The 26,873-nt window shown below is 62.8% G+C and carries 28 protein-coding genes and 1 pseudogene; 20 read left to right on the top strand and 9 right to left on the bottom strand.

Features of this window, described 5'->3' with window-relative positions; genetic code table 11:
* The first annotated feature begins 1 nt into the window (after position 1).
* The 8 genes from ACIGJB_RS08060 (at position 2) to ACIGJB_RS08025 (ending at position 6,688) form a co-directional block, all read left to right on the top strand.
* Positions 2–466 (top strand): CBS domain-containing protein, encoded by a 465-nt coding sequence (locus ACIGJB_RS08060; protein ID WP_483732163.1) that lies wholly within the window; start codon positions 2–4, stop codon positions 464–466.
* An 80-nt stretch (positions 467–546) separates the two neighbouring features.
* The gene (locus ACIGJB_RS08055) at positions 547–1,191 is read left to right on the top strand and encodes a BON domain-containing protein (RefSeq protein ID WP_483732162.1); all 645 of its coding nucleotides are present in this window, start codon (positions 547–549) and stop codon (positions 1,189–1,191) included.
* A 57-nt stretch (positions 1,192–1,248) separates the two neighbouring features.
* Positions 1,249–1,467, top strand: a complete 219-nt coding sequence (locus ACIGJB_RS08050; RefSeq protein ID WP_483732161.1) for a DUF2188 domain-containing protein — start codon at positions 1,249–1,251, stop codon at positions 1,465–1,467.
* A 69-nt stretch (positions 1,468–1,536) separates the two neighbouring features.
* Positions 1,537–2,673 (top strand): ABC transporter permease, encoded by a 1,137-nt coding sequence (locus ACIGJB_RS08045; protein ID WP_483732280.1) that lies wholly within the window; start codon positions 1,537–1,539, stop codon positions 2,671–2,673.
* Positions 2,674–2,675: 2 nt separating this feature from the next.
* Complete coding sequence (locus ACIGJB_RS08040) at positions 2,676–3,374, top strand: ABC transporter ATP-binding protein (RefSeq protein ID WP_483732160.1); 699 nt, start codon at positions 2,676–2,678, stop codon at positions 3,372–3,374.
* On the top strand, positions 3,371–4,462 hold the full coding sequence (locus ACIGJB_RS08035; RefSeq protein ID WP_483732159.1) for an HlyD family secretion protein: 1,092 nt from the start codon (positions 3,371–3,373) through the stop codon (positions 4,460–4,462). Before ACIGJB_RS08040 ends, ACIGJB_RS08035 begins: the two co-directional genes overlap by 4 nt.
* Before the next feature lie 14 nt (positions 4,463–4,476).
* A complete protein-coding gene (locus tag ACIGJB_RS08030) occupies positions 4,477–5,919 on the top strand; it encodes an efflux transporter outer membrane subunit (protein ID WP_483732158.1) in 1,443 nt (480 codons plus the stop codon).
* Positions 5,920–6,034: 115 nt separating this feature from the next.
* Complete coding sequence (locus ACIGJB_RS08025) at positions 6,035–6,688, top strand: BON domain-containing protein (protein WP_483732157.1); 654 nt, start codon at positions 6,035–6,037, stop codon at positions 6,686–6,688.
* Positions 6,689–6,721: 33 nt separating this feature from the next.
* Here the strand turns inward: ACIGJB_RS08025 and groL are convergent, their stop codons facing one another.
* A complete protein-coding gene (gene groL / locus ACIGJB_RS08020) occupies positions 6,722–8,356 on the bottom strand; it encodes a chaperonin GroEL (protein WP_483732156.1) in 1,635 nt (544 codons plus the stop codon).
* A gap of 322 nt (positions 8,357–8,678) precedes the next feature.
* Here groL and ACIGJB_RS08015 point away from each other — a divergent pair, with 322 nt between their 5' ends.
* Together ACIGJB_RS08015 and ACIGJB_RS08010 are read left to right on the top strand one after the other, a co-directional pair.
* Positions 8,679–9,002: a hypothetical protein gene (locus ACIGJB_RS08015; protein WP_483732155.1), complete on the top strand. Its 324-nt coding sequence runs from the start codon at positions 8,679–8,681 to the stop codon at positions 9,000–9,002.
* Between the two features lie 30 nt (positions 9,003–9,032).
* The gene (locus tag ACIGJB_RS08010) at positions 9,033–9,707 is read left to right on the top strand and encodes a dienelactone hydrolase family protein (protein WP_483732154.1); all 675 of its coding nucleotides are present in this window, start codon (positions 9,033–9,035) and stop codon (positions 9,705–9,707) included.
* 55 nt (positions 9,708–9,762) lie between these two features.
* Here the strand turns inward: ACIGJB_RS08010 and ACIGJB_RS08005 are convergent, their stop codons facing one another.
* The 3 genes from ACIGJB_RS08005 to ACIGJB_RS07995 all read right to left on the bottom strand — a co-directional run bounded on the left by ACIGJB_RS08005 (position 9,763) and on the right by ACIGJB_RS07995 (position 11,133).
* Positions 9,763–10,035 (bottom strand): hypothetical protein, encoded by a 273-nt coding sequence (locus ACIGJB_RS08005; RefSeq protein ID WP_483732153.1) that lies wholly within the window; start codon positions 10,033–10,035, stop codon positions 9,763–9,765.
* A gap of 146 nt (positions 10,036–10,181) precedes the next feature.
* Positions 10,182–10,424 (bottom strand): hypothetical protein, encoded by a 243-nt coding sequence (locus ACIGJB_RS08000; protein WP_483732152.1) that lies wholly within the window; start codon positions 10,422–10,424, stop codon positions 10,182–10,184.
* A 40-nt stretch (positions 10,425–10,464) separates the two neighbouring features.
* Positions 10,465–11,133 carry a SagB/ThcOx family dehydrogenase gene (locus tag ACIGJB_RS07995; RefSeq protein WP_483732151.1) on the bottom strand — a complete coding sequence of 223 codons (669 nt, stop codon included), beginning with the start codon at positions 11,131–11,133 and terminating at the stop codon, positions 10,465–10,467.
* Between the two features lie 400 nt (positions 11,134–11,533).
* Between ACIGJB_RS07995 and ACIGJB_RS07990 the strand changes: the two genes are divergently transcribed.
* Entirely contained in the window at positions 11,534–12,025 is a 492-nt protein-coding gene (locus ACIGJB_RS07990) for a hypothetical protein (protein WP_483732150.1), read from the top strand.
* A 53-nt stretch (positions 12,026–12,078) separates the two neighbouring features.
* On the opposite strand, the gene ACIGJB_RS07985 is transcribed toward ACIGJB_RS07990, so the two are convergent.
* Entirely contained in the window at positions 12,079–13,593 is a 1,515-nt protein-coding gene (locus ACIGJB_RS07985; RefSeq protein WP_483732149.1) for a bifunctional aminoglycoside phosphotransferase/ATP-binding protein, read from the bottom strand.
* Between the two features lie 66 nt (positions 13,594–13,659).
* A complete protein-coding gene (locus tag ACIGJB_RS07980; RefSeq protein WP_483732148.1) occupies positions 13,660–14,124 on the bottom strand; it encodes a lecithin retinol acyltransferase family protein in 465 nt (154 codons plus the stop codon).
* A gap of 440 nt (positions 14,125–14,564) precedes the next feature.
* Between ACIGJB_RS07980 and ACIGJB_RS07975 the strand changes: the two genes are divergently transcribed.
* Positions 14,565–15,062 carry a carboxypeptidase regulatory-like domain-containing protein gene (locus ACIGJB_RS07975; RefSeq protein ID WP_483732147.1) on the top strand — a complete coding sequence of 166 codons (498 nt, stop codon included), beginning with the start codon at positions 14,565–14,567 and terminating at the stop codon, positions 15,060–15,062.
* 361 nt (positions 15,063–15,423) lie between these two features.
* On the opposite strand, the gene ACIGJB_RS07970 is transcribed toward ACIGJB_RS07975, so the two are convergent.
* Positions 15,424–15,777, bottom strand: coding sequence for a hypothetical protein (locus ACIGJB_RS07970; RefSeq protein ID WP_483732146.1), 354 nt, complete (start codon positions 15,775–15,777; stop codon positions 15,424–15,426).
* A gap of 746 nt (positions 15,778–16,523) precedes the next feature.
* Here ACIGJB_RS07970 and ACIGJB_RS07965 point away from each other — a divergent pair.
* The 4 genes and pseudogenes from ACIGJB_RS07965 (at position 16,524) to ACIGJB_RS07950 (ending at position 20,406) form a co-directional block, all read left to right on the top strand.
* Positions 16,524–16,961, top strand: a complete 438-nt coding sequence (locus tag ACIGJB_RS07965) for a universal stress protein (protein WP_483732145.1) — start codon at positions 16,524–16,526, stop codon at positions 16,959–16,961.
* Positions 16,962–17,029: 68 nt separating this feature from the next.
* Positions 17,030–17,320 (top strand): annotated as a pseudogene (locus ACIGJB_RS07960) (cation diffusion facilitator family transporter); the annotation flags it as partial.
* A 171-nt stretch (positions 17,321–17,491) separates the two neighbouring features.
* A complete protein-coding gene (locus ACIGJB_RS07955; RefSeq protein WP_483732144.1) occupies positions 17,492–19,789 on the top strand; it encodes a heavy metal translocating P-type ATPase in 2,298 nt (765 codons plus the stop codon).
* Between the two features lie 5 nt (positions 19,790–19,794).
* Positions 19,795–20,406: a hypothetical protein gene (locus ACIGJB_RS07950; RefSeq protein WP_483732279.1), complete on the top strand. Its 612-nt coding sequence runs from the start codon at positions 19,795–19,797 to the stop codon at positions 20,404–20,406.
* Between the two features lie 97 nt (positions 20,407–20,503).
* Here the strand turns inward: ACIGJB_RS07950 and ACIGJB_RS07945 are convergent, their stop codons facing one another.
* On the bottom strand, positions 20,504–21,859 hold the full coding sequence (locus ACIGJB_RS07945) for a sensor histidine kinase (protein ID WP_483732143.1): 1,356 nt from the start codon (positions 21,857–21,859) through the stop codon (positions 20,504–20,506).
* Between the two features lie 2 nt (positions 21,860–21,861).
* Positions 21,862–22,521, bottom strand: coding sequence for a response regulator (locus ACIGJB_RS07940; RefSeq protein WP_483732142.1), 660 nt, complete (start codon positions 22,519–22,521; stop codon positions 21,862–21,864).
* A 143-nt stretch (positions 22,522–22,664) separates the two neighbouring features.
* Here ACIGJB_RS07940 and ACIGJB_RS07935 point away from each other — a divergent pair, with 143 nt between their 5' ends.
* The 4 genes from ACIGJB_RS07935 to ACIGJB_RS07920 all read left to right on the top strand — a co-directional run bounded on the left by ACIGJB_RS07935 (position 22,665) and on the right by ACIGJB_RS07920 (position 26,861).
* Positions 22,665–23,078, top strand: a complete 414-nt coding sequence (locus ACIGJB_RS07935) for a PepSY domain-containing protein (protein ID WP_483732278.1) — start codon at positions 22,665–22,667, stop codon at positions 23,076–23,078.
* Positions 23,079–23,187: 109 nt separating this feature from the next.
* Positions 23,188–23,655 carry a DUF2271 domain-containing protein gene (locus ACIGJB_RS07930; RefSeq protein ID WP_483732141.1) on the top strand — a complete coding sequence of 156 codons (468 nt, stop codon included), beginning with the start codon at positions 23,188–23,190 and terminating at the stop codon, positions 23,653–23,655.
* 25 nt (positions 23,656–23,680) lie between these two features.
* A complete protein-coding gene (locus tag ACIGJB_RS07925; protein ID WP_483732140.1) occupies positions 23,681–25,891 on the top strand; it encodes a PepSY domain-containing protein in 2,211 nt (736 codons plus the stop codon).
* On the top strand, positions 25,872–26,861 hold the full coding sequence (locus ACIGJB_RS07920; protein WP_483732139.1) for an FAD:protein FMN transferase: 990 nt from the start codon (positions 25,872–25,874) through the stop codon (positions 26,859–26,861). The genes ACIGJB_RS07925 and ACIGJB_RS07920 overlap by 20 nt, the downstream gene beginning before the upstream one ends.
* Positions 26,862–26,873 lie beyond the last annotated feature (12 nt).

Raw genomic sequence — 26,873 nt, 5'->3', positions numbered from 1 at the left:
AATGCGAATCGACGAGCTTTGTACGCGTGAACCTGTCCATATTCCCCTTTCCTGCACATTGCAGGAAGCCGCAGTGCAAATGCGTGACCAGCATGTGGGCTCATTGATCGTCACGGAAGCAACGGCGGCAGGCACGCGCGTCGCTGGCGTGCTGACCGATCGGGATATCGTCCTTTGCAGCACCGCGGCCGGGGCAGACCCTTGCACCAATCAGGTGGGGGACGTCATGACGCCCGGCCTGGTCACTATCGGGCGCCACAATGGTGTTGCCGATGCGATGCAGTTGATGTTCTCGCATGGCGTGCGCCGGCTTGGCGTGCTCGATGGTGAAGCGCTCATCGGAGTGATTTCTATGGACGACATTGTTGGCGCCATGGCGGCAGAGTGGGGCATGCTCTCCACGATCATTCGCAATGAGCAGGAGCGTGAGCGCTCCGGCCATACCCAATCGGCGCTTCATGTCTGAACCTTGCAGGCGTGGCGGACGCCGTTGCCGCACAGGCGCGTCGAATGCCGTTCCGCAACACCATGTTGTGAGATGTTTCGATGAAAACTGATCTTCAACTCAAGAAGGAAGTCACGGAAGAGCTGGACTGGGATCCCGCCATCGATGCGGCAGCCATTGGCGTAGAGGTGCGCGAGGGCGTCGTAACGCTCAGCGGCCACCTGCCCAGCTATGCCGAGAAGCTTGCCGCCGAGCACGCTGCGGAAAAGGTCTCGGGCGTGCGCGCGGTAGTGGTGAATCTTGATGTCCGGCCCACCGGCGAATTCAGCGACGAGGCGATTGCCATCGCCGCACGGGACGCACTGCAATGGCATGTCCACGTGCCTGACGACGCGATCAAGCTACGCGTCGAGAACGGCCGGGTAACCTTATCCGGCGAGGTGGAGTGGGGTTACCAGCGCAAGCTTGCCGAGCGTACCGTGTCGCAACTACGCGGCGTGACGGGTGTCACAAACCAGATCAAGATGCGGGTACGCCCTGCCCCCGACGATGTGGTCGAACGCATCGAAGCCGCATTGCGCCGGCATGCCGAGCGTGAAGCGAAGCACATCAGTGTATCGATGAGAGATGGCACGGTGACGCTGGCTGGCCGCGTGGATTCACGCGCGCAACGACTGGCCGCAGTCGGCGCGGCGTGGTCCGCGCCCGGGGTTGGCGCTGTGGTGGACGATCTGGAATTGTCCTGAGCGCAACGGGAAGGTGAGGCGCTGGCGCCCATCTTCCCGATTGAGCAGGGTGGCGCGATGCCGTGGAATTCCGGTTACTTCCCGAACTCGATGAAGAACCTTCCACCACAGGTGAGGGAGAAGGCTATCGCGATAGCCAATGCGCTGCTGGAACAGGGTTACGGTGAAGGCATGGCGATTCGCATTGCCATCGCGCAGGGGCATCGCTGGGCCGAACGCCATGCCGTTGCAGACACGACCAGGGCTCAGGTCATTGCCCGCCTGAACGCGCGCTGAGACGGAAACATGCCGGCCAATGACGTCGATCCCTCTCACCATTCCCCGGACGCGCCGCAACGCGCGGCGATTCCGGGCGTCCTGCTGCTGGCTTACAAGCTGCTGGTCAACGACCGCGCCAAGTTCACCGGTCTGCTAGTCGGCATCACTTTCTCGGTATTCCTCATGATCGAGATGACCTCGCTGTTTGCCGGGGTCCTGAACCGTTCGTCATCGACCGTTTTCAACATCGGCGCCAGCATCTGGGTCATGGATCCGGCTGTCAACACAGTGGCAAACACCATCGGGATGCCGGACTATGTGCTGGACGCCGTGCGAAGCATCGACGGTGTACGCTTTGCGGTGCCACTATATTCGGGCGGGGCGCTGGTACGTCTTCAGAGCGGGAGCTATCAGCCCGTGACGGTGATCGGCATCGACGACACCAGCCTGTTCGGCCGTCCGCGCGTCGTTCGCGGTAGCATCGAAGATATCTTTGCCGAGAACGCCTTTCTTGTCGTGAAGGACGCCGAGTTTCGCAAGCTCGAGAATCCCGACGTCGGCACCACGTTCGAAATCAACGACCATCGCGGCGTGATCGTCGGACTGGCCGAGGTATCGACCAGCGGGCTGTTTGGCGTACCCACCCTCTACACCACGTACCGGCGCGCGATCCAGTACCTGCCAACGGCCCGCTACACTGTCTCTTACATCCTGGTGGAGCCAAAGGCGCCGGAGGACACCTTGCGGATCCAGCAAGCCGTCAGCCGACTGGGCTATATCGCGCTGACGAAGGCGCAGTTTGTCGACCGCATCGCCGATTTCTACAAGTACCAGACGGGCCTGGGCACCAATATTCTGCTCATGACGGTCATCAGCTTCATCGTCGGACTGTCGATCTCGGGACAGACCTTCTACACCTTCATCGTCGAGAACCTGGAGAAGTTCGGCGCCCTCAAAGCCATCGGTGCCAAGGGGCACGAACTGGTGGCGATGATCCTGTTCCAGGCGACCTTCGTGTCGCTGACAGGCTATGGACTCGGCATCGGCCTGTGTGCGGTCCTGATAGCCCTGGTGCGGTTGCGAATCCCTAACTACGCGGCAGTAATCACCTTCTACAACCTCGGGCTCGCGCTGGCCATGGTGATCGTGATCGCCGGCATCTCGGGCTATATCGGTGTACGCAAGGTGCTGCACATCGAGCCGTTCGATATTTTCCGGGCGTGATCATGGCACACGTCGCCATCTCGGCGCAGCGCATCGAAAAATGGTTTGGCGAGGGAGGAGCTCGCACCCACGCGTTGCGCGAGGTGAGCTTCGACGCCTACTTCGGCGAGATGCTGTTCATTGTCGGCCCCTCCGGCAGCGGCAAGACGACGCTGCTCAGCGTCATCTCCGGCATCCTGCGGCCGGATAGCGGGCGCGTGCTGATGGACGGTGTCGATGTGTGGAATCTGGACGATGACGAACTGGCCGCCTTCCGCCTCGCCAAGGTCGGGTTCGTGTTCCAGGACTATCACCTGTTTCCGCGCCTTACCACGTTGGAGAACGTCGCCATTCCGCTGGTCTTGCGCCGGTACCGCTGGGATGAGGCCCTGTCAGAAGCGCGCAAGTATCTGCAGATTGTCGGCCTGGAGAACCGGGCACAGTTGCACCCCGTCAAGCTCAGCGGCGGCGAACAGCAACGTGTCGCGATCGCGCGCGCGATCGTCAGCCAGCCAGACATCCTGATTCTCGACGAACCCACCGCGTCGCTGGATGGGGAGACCGGCCGCACGATCATGAGTTTCATCCGCAAGGAAATCCTCAGCGAGCGTCGCTGCATTGTCATCGTGACGCACGATGCGCGCATTCTCGATATGGCCTCACGCATCCTGGACATGGAGGATGGGCGGCTGAAGGCGATAGAAATTGGGGCCGCACAGTGAAGAAAAACCGCTGGCTTTTTCTGGTATCGGCGTTGGGCGCGCTGGTCGGCGTCGCCGCCGCGATTATTTATGCCCAGCAGAAGCCGCCGCTTCCGCCGGTGTTCCAGCCGGCCGCCAATCCCTATCGCAGTGGCATTTATGCTAACGGTATCGTGGAAAGCGAGCAGGACAGCGGCGCCAACGTCAACGTCTACCCCGAGGTGGCGGGAACGGTACTGCGTATCGCCGTGCATGAAGGCCAGACCGTCAAGCGCGGCGATGAGTTGCTGGCCATTGACGACTCGGTGCAGCGCGCGCTGGCAGCGCAACAGAGTGCGCAGGCAGACGCCGCCGAGGCACAGCTCGCGCAATTGCTGGCGCAGCCGCGAAAGGAGACGCTTGAAGTCGCGAAGGCGCAGGCCGATGCCGCAGCGGCAAGTCTCAAGACCGTGGAAGACCAGTACGACAAGCTGCGCAAGTCGCGGGAGTTCGACGCCAGGTCCGTCAGCCAGGATGCCATGGACAATGCCGCCAACGCCGTGCATGTCGCGCGCAGCGGCCTGGTGGTAGCCAGTCGGCAGCTTGCGCTGACGCGCGCCGGTGCGTGGACGTTCGACATACGCAACCAGGAGAAGCAGCGCGATGCGCTGCGAAAGGCGGCCGACGCCGCGGACGCCTTGCTGCGCAAGTATGTCGTGCGCGCGCCGATGGACGGTGTGGTGCTTTCGGTCAATTCGGCTGCCGGTGCCTATGTATCGCCTCAAGGGACGTACAACACATATACGCAGGGAAGCCAGCCTGTTGCCGTGCTGAGCAGCCGGCAGGACTGGCTCGGGGTTCGCGTCTATGTCGACGAGATCCTCGTGCACCGGCTGAAACCGGGCCGCGGCATGCAGGCCCGCATGTTCGTGCGCGGCACGGACACCAGCATCGCGCTGGAATATGTCCGGGTGCAGCCTTACCTGACGCCGAAGATCCAGCTCTCTGACCAGAGGGCGGAACGGGTCGACGTACGCGTCCTGCCGGTGATCTTCCGCTTCAGGCCTCCTGCGCAGCCGCCGATCTACCCGGGGCAATTGGTCGATGTTTATCTGGGCGGCACTCCGTGAGGGGGCATTGGCCTATGCGGATTCCTCCGATGGCCATGCTTGCCGTGGCGCTTTGCGGTTGCGCGGTGGGGCCCGACTTTGTACCGCCTGAGGACCCTGCCGTTTCACAGTATGTTTGGGGTGGGGACGGCAGCAGCACGCCCGCCGGCGACGGACGGGCCCAGCACTTTGCTGCCGGCGCGACTGTGCCAGCCGAATGGTGGCGCATGTTTGGCAGTGCGGAGCTGGACCAGGCCGTAAATGAGGCGTTGGCCGGGAATCCCAGCCTGCAGATCGCCGAAGCGAACCTGCGGCAGGCCGACGCGGCAGTGCGTTCCGGCGCCGGCGTGTTCTATCCGCAGGTTGCGGCACAGGCGCAGGCGTCGCGACAGGCGACGACGCCCGTCCGGTTGGGAAGCAGCGTTCCGCCCGGCATCTTCAATGTCTTCACGCTGAGCGCCACGATCAGCTACGCCATGGACCTGTTCGGTGGCAACCGTCGGGCGGTGGAAGCCCTGGCGGCGCAAGCGGAAGTGCAGCGCTACGCCGTGGGTGCGGCCTGGCTTACGCTGAGCGGCACACTGGTCAATACCGCGATCGCGCGCGCCGGCTACGCCGCCCAGATCGCTGCCACGGATACGCTGGTGAAAATCGTGCGCGAGCAAGTCGACGTCACGCGCGCGCAGGTAAGCGCCGGCATGGCGACCCACGCCAGCGAACTGAGCCTGCTGAGCCAGCTTGGCTCGCTGGAAGCAACTCTTCCTCCCCTGGCGCAACGCATGGATCAGGCGGATCACCTCGGCGCGACGCTGGGCGGCCGCTTCCCGTCCGAGGCGGAGCCACTGGTCCTTGCGCTCGATTCGCTGGTGTTGCCGTCCGAGTTGCCGCGCATGCTGCCTTCCGAGCTTGTCCGGCACAGGCCAGACGTGCTCGCCGCGCAGGCAGAACTGCACGTGGCCGCGGCTCAAGTCGGCGTGGCAACGGCTGCCATGCTCCCGAACATTGTCCTGAGTGCGAGTTATGGCCGCGAAGGCGTACAGCCCGGCAACTTGCTGAGTGCCGGCGGCGGCGTCTGGGGCATCGCGGCGGCCGCCTTTGCGCCGGTGTTCCAGGGCGGCACGCTGTACTTCAAACGCCGCGCCGCACAAGCGCAGTTCGAGGCGGCACAGGCCAACTACCGGCGAGTCGTGCTGGGGGCCTTTGCCCAGGTGGCCGATGCACTGCGTGCGCTCGAACATGACGCGCTCACGGTGGATGCGCAGGACCGCGCGCGGCGGGCGGCCGGCGAGTTGATGACCGAGGTGCAGGCCAACTACCGGGCCGGCACGGCGGGATACCTGCAGCTCCTCGTCGCCAATGCTCAGTACCAGCAGGCGACGATCGGCTATATCCAGGCTCACACCCAGCGGCTGCAGGACACCGCGGCGTTGTTCCTTGCCCTGGGAGCAGGCTGGGAGTCCGCGCCGCCGGCTCGTTGACGCATATCAACGGATATCAGACGCTACCGCATACGCTGAGTCAGGGGAAGGCCAAGGCGGCAACGCTGGGTGAGATGCCGGGGCATTCCCCTGATCATCGACGAGCGAGGAACTCATGAAAGGCGATATCCAACTGAAACAGGACGTGATCGAAGAACTGAACTGGGACCCTGCGGTCAATGCAAGCGGTATCGGGGTGGAGGTGCAGGACAGCGTAGTGACGCTTACGGGCCACTTGCGCAGCTTTTCCGAAAAGTACGCCGCCGAAGCTGCAGTCAAGCGGATTCCAGGCGTCAAGGCGCTGGCCGTCGAGCTAGACGTGCGCTTGCCGGACGAAGCGCGGCGCACCGACAGCGACATTGCGCGCGCAGCCGCCAATGTCCTGGGCTGGCAATCGATGGTGCCGAGTGACCGGGTCCGAATCATGGTCGAGCATGGCGTGATTACGCTGACGGGCGATGTCGACTGGAACTACCAGCGCATCGTGGCCGAGCATGCGGTGGCGGGACTCTTCGGGGTGACAGGCGTCAGCAACGCCATCGCAGTGCGTCCATTAGTCAACCCGGCCGAGATGGAGCAACGCATCAAGGATGCCATCCAGCGCCAGGCCGAACTGGACGCCAGTCACGTAACCGTGGCAGTCTCGCAGGGGGACGTCAAGCTGGGCGGAAGCCTGCGTACCTGGGCCGAACGTGAGGCCGCGTATAACGCTGCATGGGCCGCGCCTGGCGTCGTTTCCGTGGAGAACAACATCCAGGTCAATCTCTGACGCGAGAAGCCTGTCCGCGGCGCGCCGCCTGGCTTAGAACTCTTCCCCGAACATGCGGGCCCCCGCGGCAGCGTTCTCCGCAGAGCCGTGAGGGTTGCGCTCGATCGCAATCATGCAGTCGGTCGTGAGCAGCAATGACGCAATGGATACGGCATTCTGCAGCGCGGTGCGCACGACCTTGACCGGGTCGATCACGCCGAGTTCGAGCATGTCGCCAAAGCGCTCGCCCCCGGCATCGTAGCCGAGCGTGCCGGACGTCTCGCATACCCGATGCACGACCGCATCGGCGTCCGCTCCGGCATTCGCGACGATCTGCCGCATTGGCGCCGCCAGCGCCGCGTGGACGATGCGTGCGCCGGCAGCCTGTTCCGCGTTTGGCGCTTGCCAGTCCTGCAGCACGGTGCGGGCACGCAGCAGCGCCACGCCTCCGCCTGCGACAATGCCCTCGTCCACCGCGGCGCGCGTAGCATGCAGGGCGTCCTGGAACCGGTTCTTGCGCTCGTGCAATGCGCTCTCCGTTGCCGCGCCGACCTTGATGACGGCGACGCCGCCCGTCAGCCGGGCGATGCGGCGCTGCAGCCCCTCGCGGTCGTAGTCCGAGCGTGCGTCGGGCACCCGGCCGCGCAGTACGGCGATGCGCGCCGCCACGCGAGAGGCATCGGCGCCGGAGCCCACCAGCGTCGTCGCGTCCCTGTTGATTTCCACGCGCCGTGCCTCGCCCAGTTGCTCCAGTCCGACATGCTCGAGGGATGTGCCCGTCTGCGGCGACACCACGGTTGCACCGGTAAGCGCAGCGAGATCCCCCAGTTGCTCGGTGCGCGACTCGCCAAAGCCCGGGGACTTTACCGCGCAACTCTTCAGTGCGCCGCGCAGGTTGTTGACGACCAGCGTTGCCAGCGCTTCGCCTTCCACATCATTGGCGATGACCAGCAACGACCGGCCCGCCCGCGTTACCGCTTCCAGGATCGGCAGCAACTGTGCGATCGACGAGATACTTGCGTCGCAAAGGAGCACCAGCGGAGATTCGAGCACGACAGCGCGGCTCTCCGTGGTCGCGAACAGTGGAGACAGGTAGCCCCGGTCGATCAGTGCGCCCTCGGCAATATCAAGTTCGTCGTCGAGCTTGGAACCGTCCTCGACGCTGATGGCGCCGTCCTTGCCCACGTGTTCCACCGCCTGAGCGACCAGCGTTCCGACAGTATGGTCGCCGCTGGCCGAGATGGTCGCAATCTGCCTCATTTCGTCAGTACCGCCGCACGGCTTCGCACTGGCCAGCAAATGCTCCGAGACCAGCTTGCCGGCCGCTTCGATGCCTCGTTTGAGTTGCATCGGGTCGTGTCCGGCCTCGACGTACTTCACGCCTTCCGCCACGATGGCGTGGGCAAGGGTCGTCGCAGTCGTGGTGCCGTCGCCGGCGATCTCGCTGGTTCGGACCGCTGCTTCGCAGAGCAGTCGGGCGCCCATATCGGCGAACGGGTCGGGCAGCGAGACGGACTTGGCTACCACCACCCCGGAATTGGCGACAAGGGGCACCATGTCGCGGCGCTCCACGATGACATTGCGCCCGCCCGGTCCCAGCGTGACCTTGACGGCCCGGGCCAGCAATTCCACTCCGTGAAGCATCTCGCGCCGCGCGCTCTGGTGGAAGATAAGTGTTTTGTCAGGCATGGCGTATCCCGCATCGTGATCCAGGTAGGCAACGGCTCTACCGTAGGTGCCATGGCGGCGCGCGCGTTGATGTAACGCAAGGGCGGCGCTGCGCGACGACGTCACGAACGCCGCAGGCGGCCTTCGCTGTGTTCGCGGTGGTCCCTGTGCATTTCCTTTGATCCAGCTTAAGTCGCGGCCTGGCCGGGCGCATAGCTTATCCCTATGCGGCCAGTGGCCGCTGCCAATGCGAAACAAGGTGCCGCACGCAGCCTGGTGCGCCATCTTCACCGGCACGACCGCGGTCAGGCGCGCTGGAGGATCCCGTCAACGAGGAGCCAACATGAAAGTCCGCGCACAGTTCGTGAAAGTCCGACCCGTTTGGTGGAGTCCGTTTCCCGTCGAGCACATTACCGACCGCTACCAGCAGCCGGCCGCCGCGCCAATCGTGGCGACGTGTTCCGTCTGCCACGCGTTGCGCGCGCAGCATCCGATGGAGCGGCTGATGTCAATCGAATCGGACGAGCAGGGTACTGCTATCGCGACCACCGGCGTGCACCTGGCGCGCAATATCGGCAATGCCATCCATCACGCTTACCGCGGCAAGCTGACAATCGACTACGACCATGCGGAAACCGAACTGCATGTGATCTGGCACCGGGATTGATCGGAGCACCCGAAGAAGAAGGGGGCGCGAATGAAACTCGTCACTGTGCAGCAGGTAATGATCCACGCGGATGACGTGGTCCTTCCGGGGGAACTGGCCTTGCCTGACGCACCCCACGGGATTGTCCTGTTCGCTCACGGCAGCGGCAGTTCGCGCCATAGCCCGCGCAACCGTCTGGTAGCGTCTATTCTGCATGATGCAGAAATCGGTACCTTGCTGTTCGACCTGTTGACGCCGGAAGAGGATATTGGCCTGACGCGGCGTTTCGATATTGCGCTGCTGAGTGACAGGCTCAGCGCTGCGACGGAATCGATCGAACGCCTGACAGGGCAGTCTCCTCTTCGCCTTGGTTACTTCGGGGCGAGCACCGCCGCGGCCGCTGCCGTGCGTGCCGCGGCGGCGACGCCGGCGCATAGGCGCATCGACGCCGTGGTGTCCAGGGGCGGCCGTGTTGACCTGGCTGGTCATGACGCGCTCTGCCGCCTCGCATCGCCGCTGCTGATGATCGTAGGGGAAGCCGACCCGGGCGTCGTCAACCTCAATGCCCGCGCGGCAGCGTGGATAACTTGTGAGAAGCGACTGGAAGTGGTTCCCGGGGCGACCCACCTGTTCGAAGAGCCGGGTGCGCTCGAACAGGTAGGGCGGCTTGCGGCCCTATGGTTCGCTCGATATTTCGCCGCGGCAGAGAAGGGGAGGGGCACGTAGCGTCCTTGCGAAAGGCGGAAGCGCAAGTCGCAGCAAGGACCCTCGCCAGGCATGCTCATTCGTGGCTGAGATCCATACCGAAGCCGCCCGCCAGTTCGCAGTCGATGGCGCCGGCCGCATAGGCGAATAGCCAGCTCTCCACTTCCTGCGGCGTTGCCGGCGAATGACTCCAGTCTGGCGTGAAGCGCACCGCCGTGTGCACACCGATGTCCTGGCCGGGCCTACTGATCTGGACGCGACCGTGTGAGCTTGACGCGTCCGGTACCATGGCGTCGGGCATGACAATCACAATCCGGAATCCCTTATACGACCTTTCATGTTCTGGCATTTGGTCCTCCGATGACGGATAGGCCCGACGCGGCCCGTGATACGGCGCCAGGATTCGCCTTGGATTTGCATATCGCAAACAACATAGAACAGGGGGCGCGCACCTCTGTACGCGCCCCCCGGCACGGTGCATAACATCGAAGGCGTTCAGGGAAGATCGTACTCCCGCATCATCTCCGCGGTAATGGCCCTGACCGCAGCCTGGCATGCCGGCCTGACGCCGGAGAAGTCTTCAATGCGCCAGTTGCACCCGCTGTTTGTGCCGGGGTCGACGCGTAGCGGCAGCGGAATCTCCGAATTGCGGCAAGCGTCGCCAAGGTCGGCATTTTCAGTCAGGCGACGCAGGATTTCATTGCGGATTTGCTCCGCGCTTCCCTTGTTCTTGATCATCTCAGTTTCTCCTTGAAAGAAGGGTTGGCTATCCCGGGCGTCATGCCTGACTGGTAATGACATGCGAGGCAGCACGCCCGATGGTCTGCGACAGGATCGGCTCCTCATCCTCGTTCAGCGACATATGCTCGGCGAGCAGCCGTCGGTTCAGCCAGCCACGTACGACAGCGCCAAGACCTGTCGATGCGCAGTACAGATAGGCGTTCTCCGCCATGGCCCCGGCTGCCGCCGCCGAGAATGTCTCGCGGAGTCTGGGCGGCATGTCCTGCATGCGGCCATGGTTGGCCACAAAGACCAGGTCAAGCGGCGCCATGCCGACAAAATCCTGATAGCCAGTCATGCTGCGCAAGTCTGCAGCGCGCTTCAGTTCCAGGCAATGGTGCACCGGGTCATAGCGATAGAGGCCTGCGGGCAATGCGACGTAGACGTCAATCACGGTCTCACCATACGGCGATGGCGCGGTACGGCCACCACCGAGCGAGCGGTTGACGCCTGCGGCCGCCCAGAGCAATTCGCTGAGTTGCTTCAGCGGCAAAGGTTGCTGGTCGAATTCACGCGTGCTCTTGCGCAGCCAGAGGGTTCCCATCAGGGGCATGCCCGATGTCCGGTCCGGCTCGGGCAGCGTGATGATGCGCTCGCTGACGCCCACGGCGGGGCGTGGCAACAGGCCTTTGACGGGCTCGTACGGAAGTCGCTTCAGGTCGTTCATGGAAGACTCGCATCGGTGAGTGTGGAATGCGCCGAGCGGATCTGGACGGCGCTGCCTGCCTCAAAATCTAGCCGGCAGGGCTGTCCGCGGCTTGCGCTTGGTCAAGACCGGGGCGGATGAAGCCGGTGGGGGCCAGGCTGTCGGTCTTCGCGTTGATGGCATCCTGCCCCTGTGCGTGCCGGATTGAGACCGCTATGGGTTGTTCTCAGACCCCGTGGGCGAAGCCGCGTCTATCGCGCCCTACGGAGCTGGCGCAACGCGCCGGAGCAACACCGTCAACCTCGACGCCCCGGGACCTCGTCGCGGGCTTGATTGAGGCAGGTCAATTTGCCGAGGAGGCAGTGGCCTATGTTAATCAGAAGGGCGACAAGCCCGTTTCGGGTCAAAAGGAGTAACCATCATGGCAAGCCGTCATTGCATTTCATTTCTCATCGCGCTCGCCGTTGCCGCCGCCGGGACACCCGGCGTGTTCGCGGCACCGGCAACGGATCCCGCCACGTACAAAGGCAAGCACGCGCCGGAGCGTCCGGACGAACCGGCGGCCGCATCGCAGGCCTCCGCACTGCTCGACGCGCAGATCGCGCATCTGCGCGCCATCCGCGAACGGCTGTCACGCGCCAGTTCCGATGAGGAGCGGCGCATGCTGCTGGCCGAACGGGACACCGCGATGCGCGATGCCATGGCGACGATGCACGAGTCCGCTCGGGCGCGTACCGCAGGCCCGTCCGGAAACTCCGGCGGCCGCGGTCCAGGCATGTGCTATGACGCGACGCAGCAGCACGTCGCGCTCATGCAAGAAATGATGCTGTCGATGCCGGATGGCCAGGGCGTGGGTATGCCGAAGGGGGCGGGTTCGGGCCCAGGAATGCACCGCGGAATGATGGCACGGTAGATCGACCCCCACGGCGCATGACGGCCGCAGGCAAGCGGGAAGGCTGCGGCACGTCAGGCCGGCAGGAAAGGGGGGATGAACCGGCTTGCCGAAACGGCACAGGCCTCCTGGGCCTCGGTCAGGGGCTCCTGTACGCGCAGTTGCCACGCCAGCGTGGCGCAGTCCGCCTCGGATGCATCCTGGCCTGAGTGGGCCCGTGCCAGGATACGCGTTCGCAGCGTATCCACGGGAGCTTCGCACTGGACAATGAAGAACGGCACGCCGAGACGGCGCGCCAGCGCCATGAAGCGGTCCCGCTGCCGGCAAGACAGGAACGTGGCGTCGGCAATCATCGCGAATCCCGCACTGCAGCCAATGCGGCAAATGGCCCGCAGGCGTTCATAGGTGCGATCCGTTTCCCTCCTGTCATATCGACCATCCGTCGCCCCCGCGCCATGGCGCAGCCGCTGGCGCTCGACGTCCGAGCGCACGCGCACCATCGCCACCGTTTCCGAGATCTCCGCCGCGACGGTCGACTTGCCGCTGCCTGACAAGCCATGCATCACCACTAGCGTGGCCGCGCGGCGGACCAGGACCCGCCATGCCAGGGCCAGCAGTTTTCGGCATTCCACGCGTGTGGCCGACATCGACGCGTCCGACGTGTTGCTTTGCTGATGCGCCCGTTCAAGCATGACGCGTGCCCGCACCAGCGCGCGCATGGCGACATAGAGCGGCAAGAGCTTCAGCCCCGCGTAGTCGCCGGAATGTTGCAGGTAGGCGTTGAGCAGGCGGTATGCGAGATCTTGCCGCCCCTGATGGAGCAAGTCCATGAAAGGAAAGGCCACGTCACTGATGGTGTCGATCCAGCGCAGGCCCGGATCGAACTCCAGGCAATCGAATGGCATTGGCTCGCCGTCCAGCCATACGATGTTGCCCAGGTGCAGGTCGCCATGGCATTCGCGCACATGACCGCTCTGCAGGCGCGACTGTATCGCGTCGCCAAGGGCGGCCGCGCGAGTGCGAACCAGTCTGGAAACCTCCTTCGATAGCCCGGAACGGTCGTCGAGATGCTCGATACCGCCGAGGCATTCGTCGAGGGTCGCACGAACACGGGCCGGCGTCCCATATCCCTGCTCCAGGCGAGCGCAAGGCTGATCACGATGGAACCGGGCCAGCCGTACGGCAAGGGCATCGATATGCGAGACCTGCAACCGGTTCGCCGTCAGCATCTCGCTGAACAGGTCCTGCTGCGCAAAGCGCCGCATCTTGACGGCGTACTCGAGGGGGACGCCCGCGCCTTCCACCTTGACGGATCGGGCCGTGTCCCCGACAACGATGGGGACCACATCGAGATAGAGTGCGGGAGCCACGCGCCGGTTCAGCCGAAGCTCGGTCTGGCAATCATCACTGCGCGCTTGTGCCGTCGAGAAATCAAGGAAATCGAATCGCACGGGCTTTCGGACCTTGTAAGCGAAGTCACCGGCAAGAAACACGCGCGAAATGTGGGTCTCGATGACCCGCACGTCATCGACCGAATGAGGGTAGGCGTCCGGCTTCACCAATGCCGCTGTCAATGCCGCGTCTTCCACGGGATTCCTCGCTGCCGTTGCCTGACGATCCTATCAGTGTAGCGGCTGGCAGTCTGCTGGCGCCAGCTATGCTGCCGCGCGGGCGGGCGCTCCGAAGAGGATGCCGATGATCGCCTGGACCGCACGCCATGGCCTGGTCATCAGTGCCTCCACTTGTTGGCTGCGGCCCTGACCAGACACACACCACGTGCAAAAGTGTTCGCAGTTGTTGGTAAGGAGGTGGTAGTCGTTTTCACCGAGCCGTGACGTCGCTCGCCGGACAATCTCCACGCCGATATATTGCGCCGCCGTGCTCGTTTCGACGCTGAGGCCATAGCCATTGGCGAAGTCCGACAAGCTGGTCTTTTCGACCGGGCCGCAGCGCAGGAGTCCCTTGAATCCGACATAGTGTATGACCTCGCCGTTGCCGGCATAGATGCCGTGATGAATGTAGCCTTGGCGACGCGTCACGAGATGCGCGCCAGGCGCAAGCGTTCCCACCAGTGCCGTCAGAAAGGCTGCCGATTCGATGTATTGCGCGTCGTTGTTCATCGCACGCCCCTCTTCTTTGGTGCGCCTGGCAGGCTACTGGTGTGGGTATCACGGTGACCGGAGATCCGAGACCACGGCTTGCCTGTGTGGATGCCTCGAGTATGGTTGGCGCGGCGCTTACCCGATATCAGCCTCGGACGAGAGTGCTGTACGGCTGAAGCGGATCTTCTTGTACGCCTCGGACAACGCCCGCTGTCGGACGATAGTGACGGCTTGTCAGCGAAATCTGACAGTAGCGCGGCGGAACTGCGACATTGCGGCCCTGCGCGCACCGTGCCTGGCCGTTGCGTGCTACCAGTGATTGACAGGAATCCCGTGGCGTTGATCCACGACAAGAGGCGATAACCCCGGCGGACTAGGCTGCAATGCATGGCACAGGCCGTCGGTCTGTCCGCGTCACTGTGCCGGCTTATAGGATGACGTCAAGCGAGGAGTGTCCGATGCGCGCTTTCATGGCAATCTGCTTCCTGATCCTGTCCACCCCAGCGCTGGCCGCTGCCAATGATGCAGCGGTCCCTTCGCAGGCAGGTACGCTGAAGCTCAGGCAATTGAACGGTATTTCCTACATCTCGGGCGGCGTCGGCCTCGATGAAGCTGCCACCATCCGCGGCATGGCCCAGCAGTTCAATGTCCGCATGCACTTTGTCGATAGCAATGACAACAGTGCTTTGTCAGATGTCACGGTCACGCTGTTCAATGCGCGGCGCGAGATTGTGCTGCTCGTGCTGAGCGAGGGACCCTACTTGTATCTGAACTTGCCGCAAGGCGCCTATCGGGCGGTTATCCGGTACGGCGGCTCAATCTTCAGCCGGAGCATTGCGGTGACAGCGAACAGTGCGGCCGTCGATCTTCTGTTGCGCTTCCCCGCCATGCCGGCCGGCAGCGACACCCTGATAGCCCGGCCGGTTCAAGGGCAAACTCCGGCGAAGTCGCGGTGAGCTACTGGTTCCGGATCAAGACAGGCGCGGGGCTGCCCCAATGAACGCCAAACGAACCGAATGCTAAACGCCTGGGTGGAGCGATACAGCACGCAAGGAAAACCGCATGGTCCACGCGGTTCGCGACGGCACGTTCATCGTCGACGGTCGGAGAATTGACCGAAGAAGGACGAGATTGCACAGCCAACCAACATGGCGGCAAACGAATCCACTGGTCAACAAGGTTTCCCTGGTGCTCCTTCGCAACTGAAGGGCTGCAGGATGGCGAGCAAAGAACCACGGGCTTGGGCAGACGCGAGGTTGGGAAGAGTTGTTGCCCTCTTTAACAAATAGTTTTTCGTATCCAGGAGTTTTTGCTGTTTCACAACTGCTGATTAGTGGCATGGCTAGACGGCGAGACGGTTGCATTGCGGCCACCGCTCTCCTTTTGCTCATCATTTAGGTACGCATCACAGCCATCCACGTTCCGGTAATCTTCGTAATCTTCAATGAACGGCTCGACACTTGCGAAGTGTTCGTACGGAACCCAGCCATGTGCGAAGCCCGCAGCAGGATCGATGGGATCCTGTTTTTGTCGGCATTTTTTCAAGAGGGAATGAAGTTGCTCTTGGCTCGGACTCGACGGATCGTTGCCGTGCCTCTGATGCGAATCAAGCGAAATCGCGGTAGTCAGGACTGAAAGGAAAAAAGCCAGTGAGAGTATTGTCGCCAACATCGGCCACCTCCTATTCCTTTTAGTACAGTTACCCTACTGGGTCGGGATCTTCGATGAGCAGATACGTTTGGATGGCTAGCGCGTCGTCCAAAACGATTTCCTGATCCCTCAAATCGCCCCACAAACCTCGTCGAAGCAAAATTTCGGGGTGTCGACATAAGGGCTTCCAGTCGCCACTGAATAATCCCAGACTCTCAACGAGCCGATCCCTATACAAACTCTAGGCCGTGGTCCAACCTTCGATTTGATCCAGCGCAGAGCCGGTAACGCCGCGAGTGTCGTCTGCTCCCCGTCGACAGCGATAGGTAACAACGACATCAAAAGATGAACGGCCGAAAGTAAATCACAATGGCGACGCCCTTCCTCGGGCCAGGCGCCGCCGCAGCTTTCCCGAAGTTCGGCTAGCTCATGTATGCCGCGGAGAACAGTGATGCGGCGGAGCGAGGGCGCAGGACGTCATCCGCCGCATCCGAATCGGACGGATATCACGACGGTCACCTCACAGGCGTAGCTCGCCAATAGCATACGCGGATCTCTTCATGACGGCTGGGCCGTATAGCGCAGCTCCTGCGCTTACAGCTTCTTTGATCCAGCCCAAATCCGTGAATGGTTCATCACCTACCTTACGAACATGACCATGTGACTTGTGAGAAGAGCGTCGCACAGGCCTATGATCCGTCGCGTTTCGGGATACCCTGCGGCGCAACATACGATCGTCGCCGTCTTTGCTATTCAAGGAGAAAGTGATGCAAATTGTCCTCGCGGCCGATGGCTCAACGTACAGCGATGCAGCGGCACAGTGTGTGGCTGCCGGGAAATTACTGAAGGGACCCTTGCTCGTACACCTGGTTCACTGCATGCCAGACGTGTCGGGAGAGGTGAAGTCCTACATCAGCGCCGCTGACCTTGCAGCATGGCACTCGGACGAGAGTGGCCGGACAATGCGCTCTGCCGCTGAGATCCTGATCGCAGCGGGTGTTCCCTTCGAACAGCACGCTTTGATGGGTTTTGCCCCAGAGCGCATTGTGGAGTTTGCACGCTCTGTCGATGCGGCCGCGATCGTGATGGGCACTCACGGCCGTGGCGCGTTCCTTGATGCTATCGTCGGTTCTGTAACGGGCCGCGTCATTGCTCACGCCCCATGCCCCGTCCTTCTGGTGAAGGCCGGCACTGCCAGTAGCTAATGACTGGAAATCTCACGTGTCCGCAGGCTCTAATGTTCGGCTTTTCGTCGAATCACATGGCACTGTCAATGCAAAAGCAAGATGGATCGAATCCTGCAGCGGACGAAATGCCAGGCAGTCATGCTGCGGCAAAACGAAGCACGTTCGTGAGCGTCGCGGTCAATATCGGCCTGACACTAGCCCAAGTTGCCGCCGGAATCTTTGCTGGCTCCCAAGCGCTGGTGGCCGATGCGATTCATTCCCTTTCGGATCTGGTTTCAGACTTCGTTGTCCTATATGCCAGCCACCATAGCAAGAAGCCGCCAAGCCAAGCCTATCACTATGGGCACCAGCGTTTCGAGACTGCCGCCTCGCTGATCGAGTGATGAGCCGAAAAGATGTCCTCAACGTCATGACGCACGTTGATCCGGTCGATATGGCATGACGTCTTGTGGTCAATCGACAAAATGCACTTGGCGGAACTGGCATGAGGAACACTTGCGATTTGTTCTCACAGAGATAATCAGGTGCATTTCTCCCTAGGTGCAGACATGCGCTTCGGCTCTCGCTTCCTCAATACTGCATTGCTTGTCAACTCCGTCGTGACGCTGAGTGCTGGCTTGTTGGCAAGCCGGTGGAATTACCTGTCGGCGGCGGCCATCCATGTCATCTGGCTGTTGGGCGTCGTGCCGATCTTGGTTGCACTGAGTGCAGCGATCGTCCGCGCCGCGCTAAGGAGGCAGCAGGGTGTAGATATCCTGGCGTTCCTGTCAATTGGCTTCTCCCTAGGCATGGGCCAGTTTCTCGTGGCTGCTGTCATCGCACTGATGCTAGCCAGTGGTCGTGCGCTGGAAAGCTTCGCGGAGGCCCGCGCGCAAAGGGAAATGACCGCGCTTCTCAGCCATGCGGCGAAGGTGGCCCATCGTTTTCAGGACGGCCAATGGCGGCAGGTCGGCCTTGAGACTATTCAGGCGGGGGACCGGTTGTTAGTCCGCCATGGGGAACTCGTACCGGTCGATGGCACCCCGAGCGTTCCGGTAGAACTGGATGAATCAGCCCTCACGGGCGAATCCGTGGTGCAACGCCGGGTGGCCGGGGATGCGGTCTGCAGCGGTGTGCTGAACGTGGGCGCCGCCTTTGAGATGGTCGCGAGCGCCTCCGCCGAGCGCAGTACCTTTGCCGGCATTGTTCGAATGATCGGGAAAGCACGGGCGGAACGTAGTCCGTCCGCCCGCTTGGCAGACCGGTACGCACTTGCCTTTGTGTTCGTGACGGTGCTTCTAGCTGCTGCGGGTTGGATTGTCAGCGGTGATCCTGTGCGCTGCCTCGCTGTTCTGGTCGTGGCCACGCCCTGTCCGCTAATTCTGGCAGTGCCGGTGGCCATTGTTTCCGGCATGTCCCGTTGCGCGCGGCGGGGCGTACTTGTCAAAGGCGGTGGCGCGCTTGAGAAGCTCGCTGTGGCCAGCATCCTGTTCTTCGATAAGACAGGTACGCTGACAGGCGGGCACGCACGCCTGGTGGATGTTGCGTGCGCGCAGGGGCATGAGCCAGAAGAGGTACTGAGGCTTGCCGGTTCGCTGGCACAGGCCTCGAACCACGTGATTTCAGAAGCGGTCACGCTTGCGAGCCGCGAGCGAGGCATTTCGCTACAGCCTCCGAGCCAAGTGGTGGAAACCCCGGGGGCCGGGGTCAGAGGTGTCGTGGACGGACGCGCGATCACGGTCGGATCGCCTGCTTACGTGCTGGACGGGGGCGAAGTCCCGGCCTGGTGCACGAAGTTCCTGGAGCGGCTCGGCTACGAGGGTGCGTCGGCGGTATTCGTGGGGGCGGACGGGAGGGTCATCGGGGCACTCCAGATGGTAGACCGTATTCGCATGGAGACGCCACGCGCGCTCCGTCTCTTGCGACAGGAGGGCATTGTCCGGCAGGCGATGTTGACGGGGGACCGCCAGGACGTGGCGGAATCGGTCGGCGGCATGCTTGGTGTTACCGAGGTATACGCCGCCCAGACGCCCGGCGACAAGCTCTCGGCCATCCACGATGCCCGCGCCAATGGGACAGTAATCATGGTGGGTGATGGTGTCAACGATGCGCCGGCACTAGCTGCCGCGGATGTTGGCGTCGCCATGGGCGCGCGCGGTGCGGCGGCGTCCGCCGAGGCGGCAGACGTAGTTGTGCTGGTGGATCGGCTCGATCGTCTGGTCGATGCCGTACGCATCGCGCGGCGTGCCCGCCGCATTGCGATCCAGAGTGTCGGCGTGGGGATGGCCTTGTCCCTGGTGGCAATGGCTGCGGCGCTGTTCGGCTATTTGCCGCCGTTGGCCGGTGCCATGCTGCAGGAAGCAATCGATGTCCTGGTCATTGTCAATGCATTGAGGGTTCTCAGGGCGGAGAAGGGAGAGGGCACGCCGCGCCTGCCGTCAGTGGACGTCGAGCGCTTGAAGGCCGAACACGCGCAGCTCGAGCCCATCCTCGACCGGGTTCAGGCTCTGGCCGACGCATTGCCACGGTTGACGGCCGAGAAGGCTGCCGCGGAACTGACGAAGCTCAGCCAGACACTGAATCAGGTTCTGGTTCCGCATGAGCGTCGGGACGATACGCAGCTCTATCCTGGCATGGCGCGCCTGCTTGGTGGCGATGATCCGCTCGCGGCGCTGAGCGGCATGCATCGCGAGATCTTCAGGGTAACCCGGTTGCTGGACAGGATCGTTGCCAACTTGCCGTCGGGCGGACCGGACCAGATGAGCGTGCGGGAATTACAGAGGCTCCTCTATGGACTCGATGCCGTCTTGCGACTGCATTGCGCGCAAGAGGATGAGCTTTATTTTGTCTTGGGAGGGCAAGGATGAGCGACATCGCAGACTTGCTTGTCCTGATAGCCGTGATCTTTGGCTTGAATCTGATGCCAGCCTTTGCCCCGCCGACATGGATGGTAATGTCATGGGTGGGCTTTTCGCTGCCGGAGGCAAACCCCGCCCTTCTGGCGCTTGCAGCGGCATGTGCAGCGACGACCGGCCGTCTGGTTTTGGCTCAGATGGCCTTTGCACTGGTGCGCCAGCGCTGGATGCGTGAGGATGACAGGCGGAACATCGATGTCGTTGGTCAGTGGCTGGAGCGCCGCAAAAGCTTGACGGTGGGCTTCATGCTTGCTTATGCCTTCAGTCCATTCCCCTCGAACTATCTCTTTATTGCCTGCGGCCTCACCGGGATGCGGCTTTGGACGATTGGGCTGCCGTTCTTTGCAGGACGCCTCATCAGCTATTTTGTGTGGACGCATCTGGCTCAGTTGGGCTCGCGCTATCTGGACACGGATCTTGGCAGGGCCTATTTCGGTCTCTATTTCGTTCTCTCGCAGTTGCTTCTTCTGGCGGCTGTATACCTCTTCACAAAGTTGGACTGGGTATGTCTGCTGCATGAACGTCGCTTACGTTGGCGACGCTCACGGAAATTGTCTTCCCCACCGTGACGAAGCAACGTGCGACGGAGCCTGCCCGATTTGGGGCACCTGTCGGTCGAGCCATGAGGGCGGTGCAACGCCTTGCAATCGATGTGGCCAGGCCGACTCACGCGCGCTTCTGCATCGCTGGCGCAACAAGCAAATGATCGATGCATACTTGCAGGCCGTCTTGCCACCCCGGAACCGGGGAGCGTAGCTCAAGGGACGAACCTGCGCCGCGTACAATCGCTTCGACGATAGCAAGGCCAAGTCCGCTGCCCTTGGCTTCTGTCGCGCCACGCTCGAACGGCTTTGTCAGACGTTTAAGTTCATCGTCCGGCAGCACCGGTCCGTGATTCCTCACAATGAGCGAACCGGTGGCAAGCAGCGAAATCCCCACAGGTTGCCCATGTGAGCCGTGCTTCTGTGCATTTTCGACCAGATTGCGCACGACAATGGCAAATGCGTCCTGATCGATCCACGACGGAACAGGCTGCTCGGGCAGGTCAAGCAGGATCGGGTTCGCAGAGGCCACGCGCCGGAAATCCTCGATGACAAGTTCCAGTACCGGTCGAAGATCCTGCGGCGCATCGCCGAGCACGCGTCCATTTTCAGCCTTCGCGAGTTGCATCAGCCTTTCACTGACTCGCGACAGAGTATGCAAGGACCGTTCGACGTTCTGCACGCGCTCACGCATGGCGGCGGAAGGCATTTCGTCCATGAGACGTTGCGTCTGTGCAAGGGCCGCGGCAATCGGCGTGCGCAGCTCATGTGCGCTATTGGCGGTGAAGCTGCGCTCGGCGGCCAGCGCGCGATCCAGCCGGGCCATGAGGTCATTGACTGCGTCGGCAATCGGCGCAATTTCCGTCGGTAACTCCTCCTTTGCGAGCGGCGTCAGATCGTTCTGACCGCGCGCGGCAATGCTGCTGCAGAAGCGTCTTATCGGCCGCAGCCCGGTCCGGACAATCAGCCAGATGCCACACAGGCCCACCGGTAAAAAGAGAATGAGGACCTTGGCGACCGCGAGCGCGGCTTCCATCACGGCATGCCGCCGCGTGGCAAGCGGCTCGGCGATCATCAGGGATATCGTGCCCTGCAAGCCCGGCTCGGCGTAGATCCGGTGAGACGGCGTAGAAGTGAAGCCGGCTTTCAGGCCAGGCGGGAAGATGGCCATAGCGGCGTCGTGCGATCGCAGCAGCAGTGTGCCCTTGTCGTCGCGGACCGCGTAGGTCAGCAATTCATCGTGCGGGCGGACGGCTGCGATACGGCGGCTGCTATCCTCATCATCATCCGCGTCGCGCCCGACGATGTCCATGATGGCGAGCGGCAACAGGCGCTGCGCGGTCTCCTGCAGCGCACTGTCCGACATCCGGTCGACTTCGTGGCGCAGCGCGTAAAATGAAGCTGCTGCGGCGGCGAGCGACAGCACAGCGAGCCCTGCCGCAAGCGCTGCCGCGAGTCGACCTTGCAGGCTGCGTAGCATGGTCAGTCCCGCTTGAACCGATAGCCGAGCCCACGCAGGGTCTCGATGACATCGGCACCCAGCTTCTTGCGAAGCCGGCTAATGTGTACCTCGATGGTGTTGCTGCCAATCTCCTCGTTGAAGGAATAAAGGCGATCCTCCAGCCGGCTCCTTGACACGATCAGCCCCGGACGCTGAATCAGGGCTTCGAGAAGTGCCCATTCACTGGCCGTCAGGTCGATGTGCGCGTCGCCACGCATCACGCTGCGCCCAGCCGTATCGATACGCAGTTCGCCGAAAGTGACCAGGGGATTGGGATTGCCCGAATACCGGCGTGACACTGCGCTTACCCGTGCGGAGAGCTCCGACAGGTCGAACGGCTTGACGAGATAGTCATCCGCGCCGGCGTTCAGGCCGGCGATGCGGTGCGATACCTGGTCGAGTGCAGTCAGGATGATGACGGGCACGGTCGAACCACCCGCGCGGAGCTCTCGCAGGAAGTCGAGGCCCCGACCGTCGGGAAGCAGCAGGTCGAGCAGGATCAAGTCATAGGTTGCGGCCGCAAGGTACCGGCGTGCCTCGGCGAGGCTGGCCACGAAGTCGGTCGGATGCCCGTCTTTCTCGATCTGGTCGCGGACGGCCTCCCCGAGCCAAGGTTCATCCTCGATGAGAAGGACTCTCATTAAAATCTTCCTGATGGGTGTCTCGCATGACTTTGCCACGCGAACCTGTCGCGAACATGAAGAAAATCTTTCGTCTCCGCAAGCTTGGCTTCAGGTTTCCCGTGCATTGTGGAGTCCAAGGGTGCGAACAGGAGATGTTAGAAATGAAACACCGCCGAATTGCCAGGACTCTGGCCCTCGCGATGGTTGCGATTGTCGGCGCTGCCGGCTTCCATTCCGCACAGGCGCACGACAGCGACGACTGCGAGGCGCCGGTCAACGCTTGGAAGCCGCGCGACGCTGTCCGGACGATGGCGCAGCAAAAGGGCTGGCAGGTCGACAAGCTCAGGATCGACGACGGTTGCTACGAGGTCAAGGGTCGTGATGCCGATGGCCGGCGTTTCAAGGCAAAGCTTGACCCCGTCACCCTTGATGTCGTGCGCATGAAGCGTGAAGACGACGACCACGGCGGAGCAAGCGGCCGCGTGCCGAACCCGAATACATACAAGCCACCGGCTTCAGCACCCCCTGAAGGCGTGCTGAAGCCAGGCACAAAGCCCCAGGTCCAGGTCCACTGACCGCTTATTGCCGACACACCGCGTACCTCATCGGCGGCGGCCCTGCTGAAGCAGCGACAGGCCGAAGCGCTGGGTGATGCCCCCTTTTGCCCAATTCAGGAGAATCCACATGAAAAACGCATTTCCGCTCGCCGTGCTTGTCGGCGCGCTTGCCGCGCCTTCACTGGCATCCGCGCGTCAGGTTTCGTTCGAAACGCAATTATCGAGCTATGGGGGAGATGGCGCTTACGTTGCCATGTATGTCACCGATCGCGCCGGGCGGTACCAGGGCACGCTGTGGGTGGCAGGGCGCAAAGCCAAGTACTACCGGCATCTGCGCGACTGGTATCGCGCCACGGGCGGCACCGCAAAGGTAGACGGCATTACGGGCGCCAGCGTCGGCGCCGGCAAGACGCTGCGTGCGACGCTGGATCTGTCCGACACGCTGCTCGACGCCGGATATGAGGTTCACATCGACACGGCGGTCGAGGACATGAAGGAATACCCGTCCGAGGTCGTCGTGCCGCTCACCACCTCAGGCGCGAACAAGACAGTCAAGGGAAGCGGCTATGTGAAGTCGTTCCGCTATTCACTGTAACCAGGAGCAGGCGAGGAGATGCCCGATGTTACGCAAGCTCCATTCAATCCCCGGTCTCGTCGCCGGATTGCTGATGACGATCGTCGCCTTGACAGGCGCGGCGCTGTCAGTGAATCCGGCACTTGAGCACGCAAATGCCGTCCGTCCGGGCCAGGCTCCGCTGAGCGTCGCAACGCTCGCCAGTCGCGTGAGCACCTCGGTGCCCGACGTCGAAACGCTCGTACGCCAGCCGTCAGGCGCGATCATCGCGCACTACCAGGCCGACGGCGAACCGCGTACATCGATCATCGATCCCGCTACTGGCAAGGCTGTCGGCGACTATCGCGCGTCGCCTGTCGAGCGTTGGCTGAAGAACCTGCACCGCAAGCTCTTTCTCGGCGACGCTGGCCGGATCGCCACCGGTGCGACGGCTGCCCTCATGCTGTTCGCCGCGTTGTCCGGGCTTGTATTGCTCGCACGCCGAATGGGCGGGTGGTCGCATATTTTGGCCCCGATCCGGGGTGACGGGCTGCAGCGGTTGCATAACGAAACTGCGCGAGCCGCGCTCGCCGGCCTCACGCTGTCGGCGATGACCGGGGTCTTCATGTCGTTGACAATGTTCGACGTGATCCCGGAAGGCGGCGCGCAGGTGCCCGTCCTCAGCACTTCCGCAATCACCACGCCCCGGATGCCACTGTGGCAGATGCCCGCACTGGCAATGGATGTCTCCAGACTGCGTCAGTTGACGTTTGCCAACCCGGCCGATCCGAGCAGCATCATCGAAGTGAACACGATGGATGGCGTCGGTTATGTCGATCCATCGTCAGGCAGATGGCTTGCCTTTCAGCCGGCCGATGCCTGGCAACATGTGCATAGCGTTGTCCGCATGCTGCACACCGGAGAAGGGCTATGGGGGCTCGGGCTGATCCTTGGAGCGTCGTCGGTGTCGGTGCCGTTGCTGGCCGCAACTGGCTTGCTACTGTGGCTGCGTCGTCGACGGGCGATGCCGAAGCTGGCCGGCAACGTGCCTGCACGCGACGCGGACACTGTGTTGCTGGTGGGCACCGAGGGCAATAGCACGTGGGGCTTTGCTTCGGCGCTGCATGCAGCGCTGACCCGGGCTGGCCTTCGCGTGCATGTCGCACCAATGAACGATGTTGCAGCCGGCTACCGCAGCCTGCGGTATCTGCTGGTCCTGACCGCGACCTACGGCGACGGCGATGCACCGGAGAGCGCCGTACGATTCCTGTCGAAGCTCGAGCGCCTGACGATCCCTGGCGGGGTAGTGTTCGGGGCCTTGGGCTTCGGCGACCGCCAGTTTCCCCATTTTTGCGGCTATGCGCGAACGGTTCATGACGCGCTGGCCGCCAGGGGGCTGGAAGCACTGGCCGATCCGGGCACGGTTGACCGGCAGTCTGAGCCCGAATTCCGGCAGTGGTGCTCGGGCCTCGCCGAAAGGCTCGGCGTGTCGCTGGATATCCGCTACACGCCATTGCTGCCGCCCACGATACCACTCAAGCTCGTCTCACGTGACGACTATGGTGCGAATCCGGAGGATATGACTTCGGTGCTGCGCTTCATGCCGGCAAAGGGGGGAAGATCCTGGGCTACCCTGCTGCGGCCGCGGCTGCCTCGCTTCGAGACCGGGGATCTGCTCGGCGTCGTGCCGCCGGGCGCCAGTTCGCCCCGGTACTACTCGCTCGCGAGCGCGACGACGGACGGCCGGGTCGAGATCTGCGTGCGGCGTCATCCGAACGGCGTTTGCTCCCGGTATCTCACAGGCCTGCAGCCCGACGACACGATCGAGGCATTCATTCGGCCGCACGCGCGCTTTCGGCCGGGCGCCGGGAGTGCGCCCGTGATCCTGATCGGGGCTGGTACCGGGATCGGTCCACTGATCGGTTTCATCCGGCATAACGCGGCCCGCCGTCCGATGCACCTGTATTTCGGTGCGCGCAGTGCTGACGACGGCTTCCTGTATCGCGACGAACTTAGGCACCTGGTAGCAGACCGGCGGCTGCAGGCACTCACGACTGCCTTCTCACGTTCCGGAAGCCGGAGCTATGTGCAGGAGCGCCTTCTCGCCGATGCACAGAGCTTGCGCATTCTGGTTACGCACGGCGCGCGAATCATGGTGTGCGGCGGCCGCAGGATGGCGGAGGGTGTCGCGCAGGCGTGGGAACGTATTCTGACGGATACAGGCTTGTCCGTCGCAAAATTGAGAGCGCAGGGAAGCTATGTCGAAGACATCTATTGAGGCTTTGCCAGACACGCAACTCAAACTTTGGCGTGTGAGCGGCGCGACGATGGGAACCCGCTACACGGCAGCCTTCCATGCGCCGCCGAAGACGGATGAAAGGGAACTGTCTGCGCGGCTTGCTGCGGCAGTGGGCGCGGTTGACGAGCAGATGTCGAACTGGAAGGACAGTTCCGACCTCTCTCGGCTGAATCGTGCCGAGCTGGATTGCTGGGTGCCGGTCTCCGGCAATCTCGCGGCTCTACTCGTGCGTGCGCTGGAGATCGGCCGTGACACTCACAATGCCTTCAACATCGGCGTCGGTGATCTGGTCGGCATGTGGGGCTTTGGGCCATCGGGGGAGCAGCGTGCACGTCGTTTGGGCGGAGTGGGCACGAGGGCAAGCCCATGCCCGTCTGTGAGCGATCTGATCGACGTGGACGTGCAACAGTGCAGGGTGCGCAAGCTGGAACCCGTTGCGCTGGATCTTTGCGGCATTGCAAAGGGATTCGGCGTCGACGAACTTGCACGCGTGTTGAGCGAGCAGGGGATCGACTCATGGCTTGTCGGCATCGACGGCGAAATGCGCGCGTGCGGAAGCAAGCCGGATGGGTCGCCGTGGGCGATTGCGCTTGAGGCCCCGGACTACGAGCGGCACACTGCAATGGGCGTGATCGAACTGAGCAACGCCGCTATCGCAACGTCCGGCAACTACCGCCACTGGGCTGACATCGATGGTGCGCGTATCTCACACACAATGGATCCCCGAACCGGTGCGCCACTGTGCAGTTCGGTTGCTTCGGTAACGGTCATTGCCCCGACATGCGTGGACGCGGATGCCTACGCAACAGCCTTGTTGGTGCTTGGTCCGCAGGCGGGGCGAGATTTTGCCAAGTGCCTTTGCGTCGACGCGCTCTTCGTCATGCGCGACGGTGATGCCCTGCGTACGATTGGGACTGGCTGCTTTGCCAATGTGCATTCGGCACCTTAGCCAGGTTTTGCT

This window comes from Cupriavidus sp. C2SS-8b (assembly GCF_057073745.1).
The sequence above is the reverse complement of the archived record's forward strand: the minus strand, read 5'-3'. Positions and strand labels throughout refer to the sequence as shown.

Excerpts from the sequence above, each read along its gene's own strand:
- ACIGJB_RS07965 (WP_483732145.1), top strand. The coding sequence starts at position 16,524 with ATGCAAATTGTCCTCGCGGCCGATGGCTCAACGTACAGCGATGCAGCG.
- ACIGJB_RS08010 (WP_483732154.1), top strand. The coding sequence starts at position 9,033 with ATGAAACTCGTCACTGTGCAGCAGGTAATGATCCACGCGGATGACGTG.
- ACIGJB_RS08040 (WP_483732160.1), top strand. The coding sequence starts at position 2,676 with ATGGCACACGTCGCCATCTCGGCGCAGCGCATCGAAAAATGGTTTGGC.
- ACIGJB_RS07970 (WP_483732146.1), bottom strand. The coding sequence starts at position 15,777 with ATGTTGGCGACAATACTCTCACTGGCTTTTTTCCTTTCAGTCCTGACT.
- ACIGJB_RS07920 (WP_483732139.1), top strand. The coding sequence starts at position 25,872 with ATGTCGAAGACATCTATTGAGGCTTTGCCAGACACGCAACTCAAACTT.
- ACIGJB_RS07930 (WP_483732141.1), top strand. The coding sequence starts at position 23,188 with ATGAAAAACGCATTTCCGCTCGCCGTGCTTGTCGGCGCGCTTGCCGCG.
- groL (WP_483732156.1), bottom strand. The coding sequence starts at position 8,356 with ATGCCTGACAAAACACTTATCTTCCACCAGAGCGCGCGGCGCGAGATG.
- ACIGJB_RS07940 (WP_483732142.1), bottom strand. The coding sequence starts at position 22,521 with ATGAGAGTCCTTCTCATCGAGGATGAACCTTGGCTCGGGGAGGCCGTC.
- ACIGJB_RS08015 (WP_483732155.1), top strand. The coding sequence starts at position 8,679 with ATGAAAGTCCGCGCACAGTTCGTGAAAGTCCGACCCGTTTGGTGGAGT.
- ACIGJB_RS08030 (WP_483732158.1), top strand. The coding sequence starts at position 4,477 with ATGCGGATTCCTCCGATGGCCATGCTTGCCGTGGCGCTTTGCGGTTGC.
- ACIGJB_RS07935 (WP_483732278.1), top strand. The coding sequence starts at position 22,665 with ATGAAACACCGCCGAATTGCCAGGACTCTGGCCCTCGCGATGGTTGCG.
- ACIGJB_RS08060 (WP_483732163.1), top strand. The coding sequence starts at position 2 with ATGCGAATCGACGAGCTTTGTACGCGTGAACCTGTCCATATTCCCCTT.
- ACIGJB_RS07945 (WP_483732143.1), bottom strand. The coding sequence starts at position 21,859 with ATGCTACGCAGCCTGCAAGGTCGACTCGCGGCAGCGCTTGCGGCAGGG.
- ACIGJB_RS08025 (WP_483732157.1), top strand. The coding sequence starts at position 6,035 with ATGAAAGGCGATATCCAACTGAAACAGGACGTGATCGAAGAACTGAAC.
- ACIGJB_RS08005 (WP_483732153.1), bottom strand. The coding sequence starts at position 10,035 with ATGCCAGAACATGAAAGGTCGTATAAGGGATTCCGGATTGTGATTGTC.
- ACIGJB_RS07980 (WP_483732148.1), bottom strand. The coding sequence starts at position 14,124 with ATGAACAACGACGCGCAATACATCGAATCGGCAGCCTTTCTGACGGCA.
- ACIGJB_RS07925 (WP_483732140.1), top strand. The coding sequence starts at position 23,681 with ATGTTACGCAAGCTCCATTCAATCCCCGGTCTCGTCGCCGGATTGCTG.
- ACIGJB_RS07995 (WP_483732151.1), bottom strand. The coding sequence starts at position 11,133 with ATGAACGACCTGAAGCGACTTCCGTACGAGCCCGTCAAAGGCCTGTTG.
- ACIGJB_RS07955 (WP_483732144.1), top strand. The coding sequence starts at position 17,492 with ATGCGCTTCGGCTCTCGCTTCCTCAATACTGCATTGCTTGTCAACTCC.
- ACIGJB_RS08000 (WP_483732152.1), bottom strand. The coding sequence starts at position 10,424 with ATGATCAAGAACAAGGGAAGCGCGGAGCAAATCCGCAATGAAATCCTG.
- ACIGJB_RS08050 (WP_483732161.1), top strand. The coding sequence starts at position 1,249 with ATGCCGTGGAATTCCGGTTACTTCCCGAACTCGATGAAGAACCTTCCA.
- ACIGJB_RS07975 (WP_483732147.1), top strand. The coding sequence starts at position 14,565 with ATGCGCGCTTTCATGGCAATCTGCTTCCTGATCCTGTCCACCCCAGCG.
- ACIGJB_RS08055 (WP_483732162.1), top strand. The coding sequence starts at position 547 with ATGAAAACTGATCTTCAACTCAAGAAGGAAGTCACGGAAGAGCTGGAC.
- ACIGJB_RS07990 (WP_483732150.1), top strand. The coding sequence starts at position 11,534 with ATGGCAAGCCGTCATTGCATTTCATTTCTCATCGCGCTCGCCGTTGCC.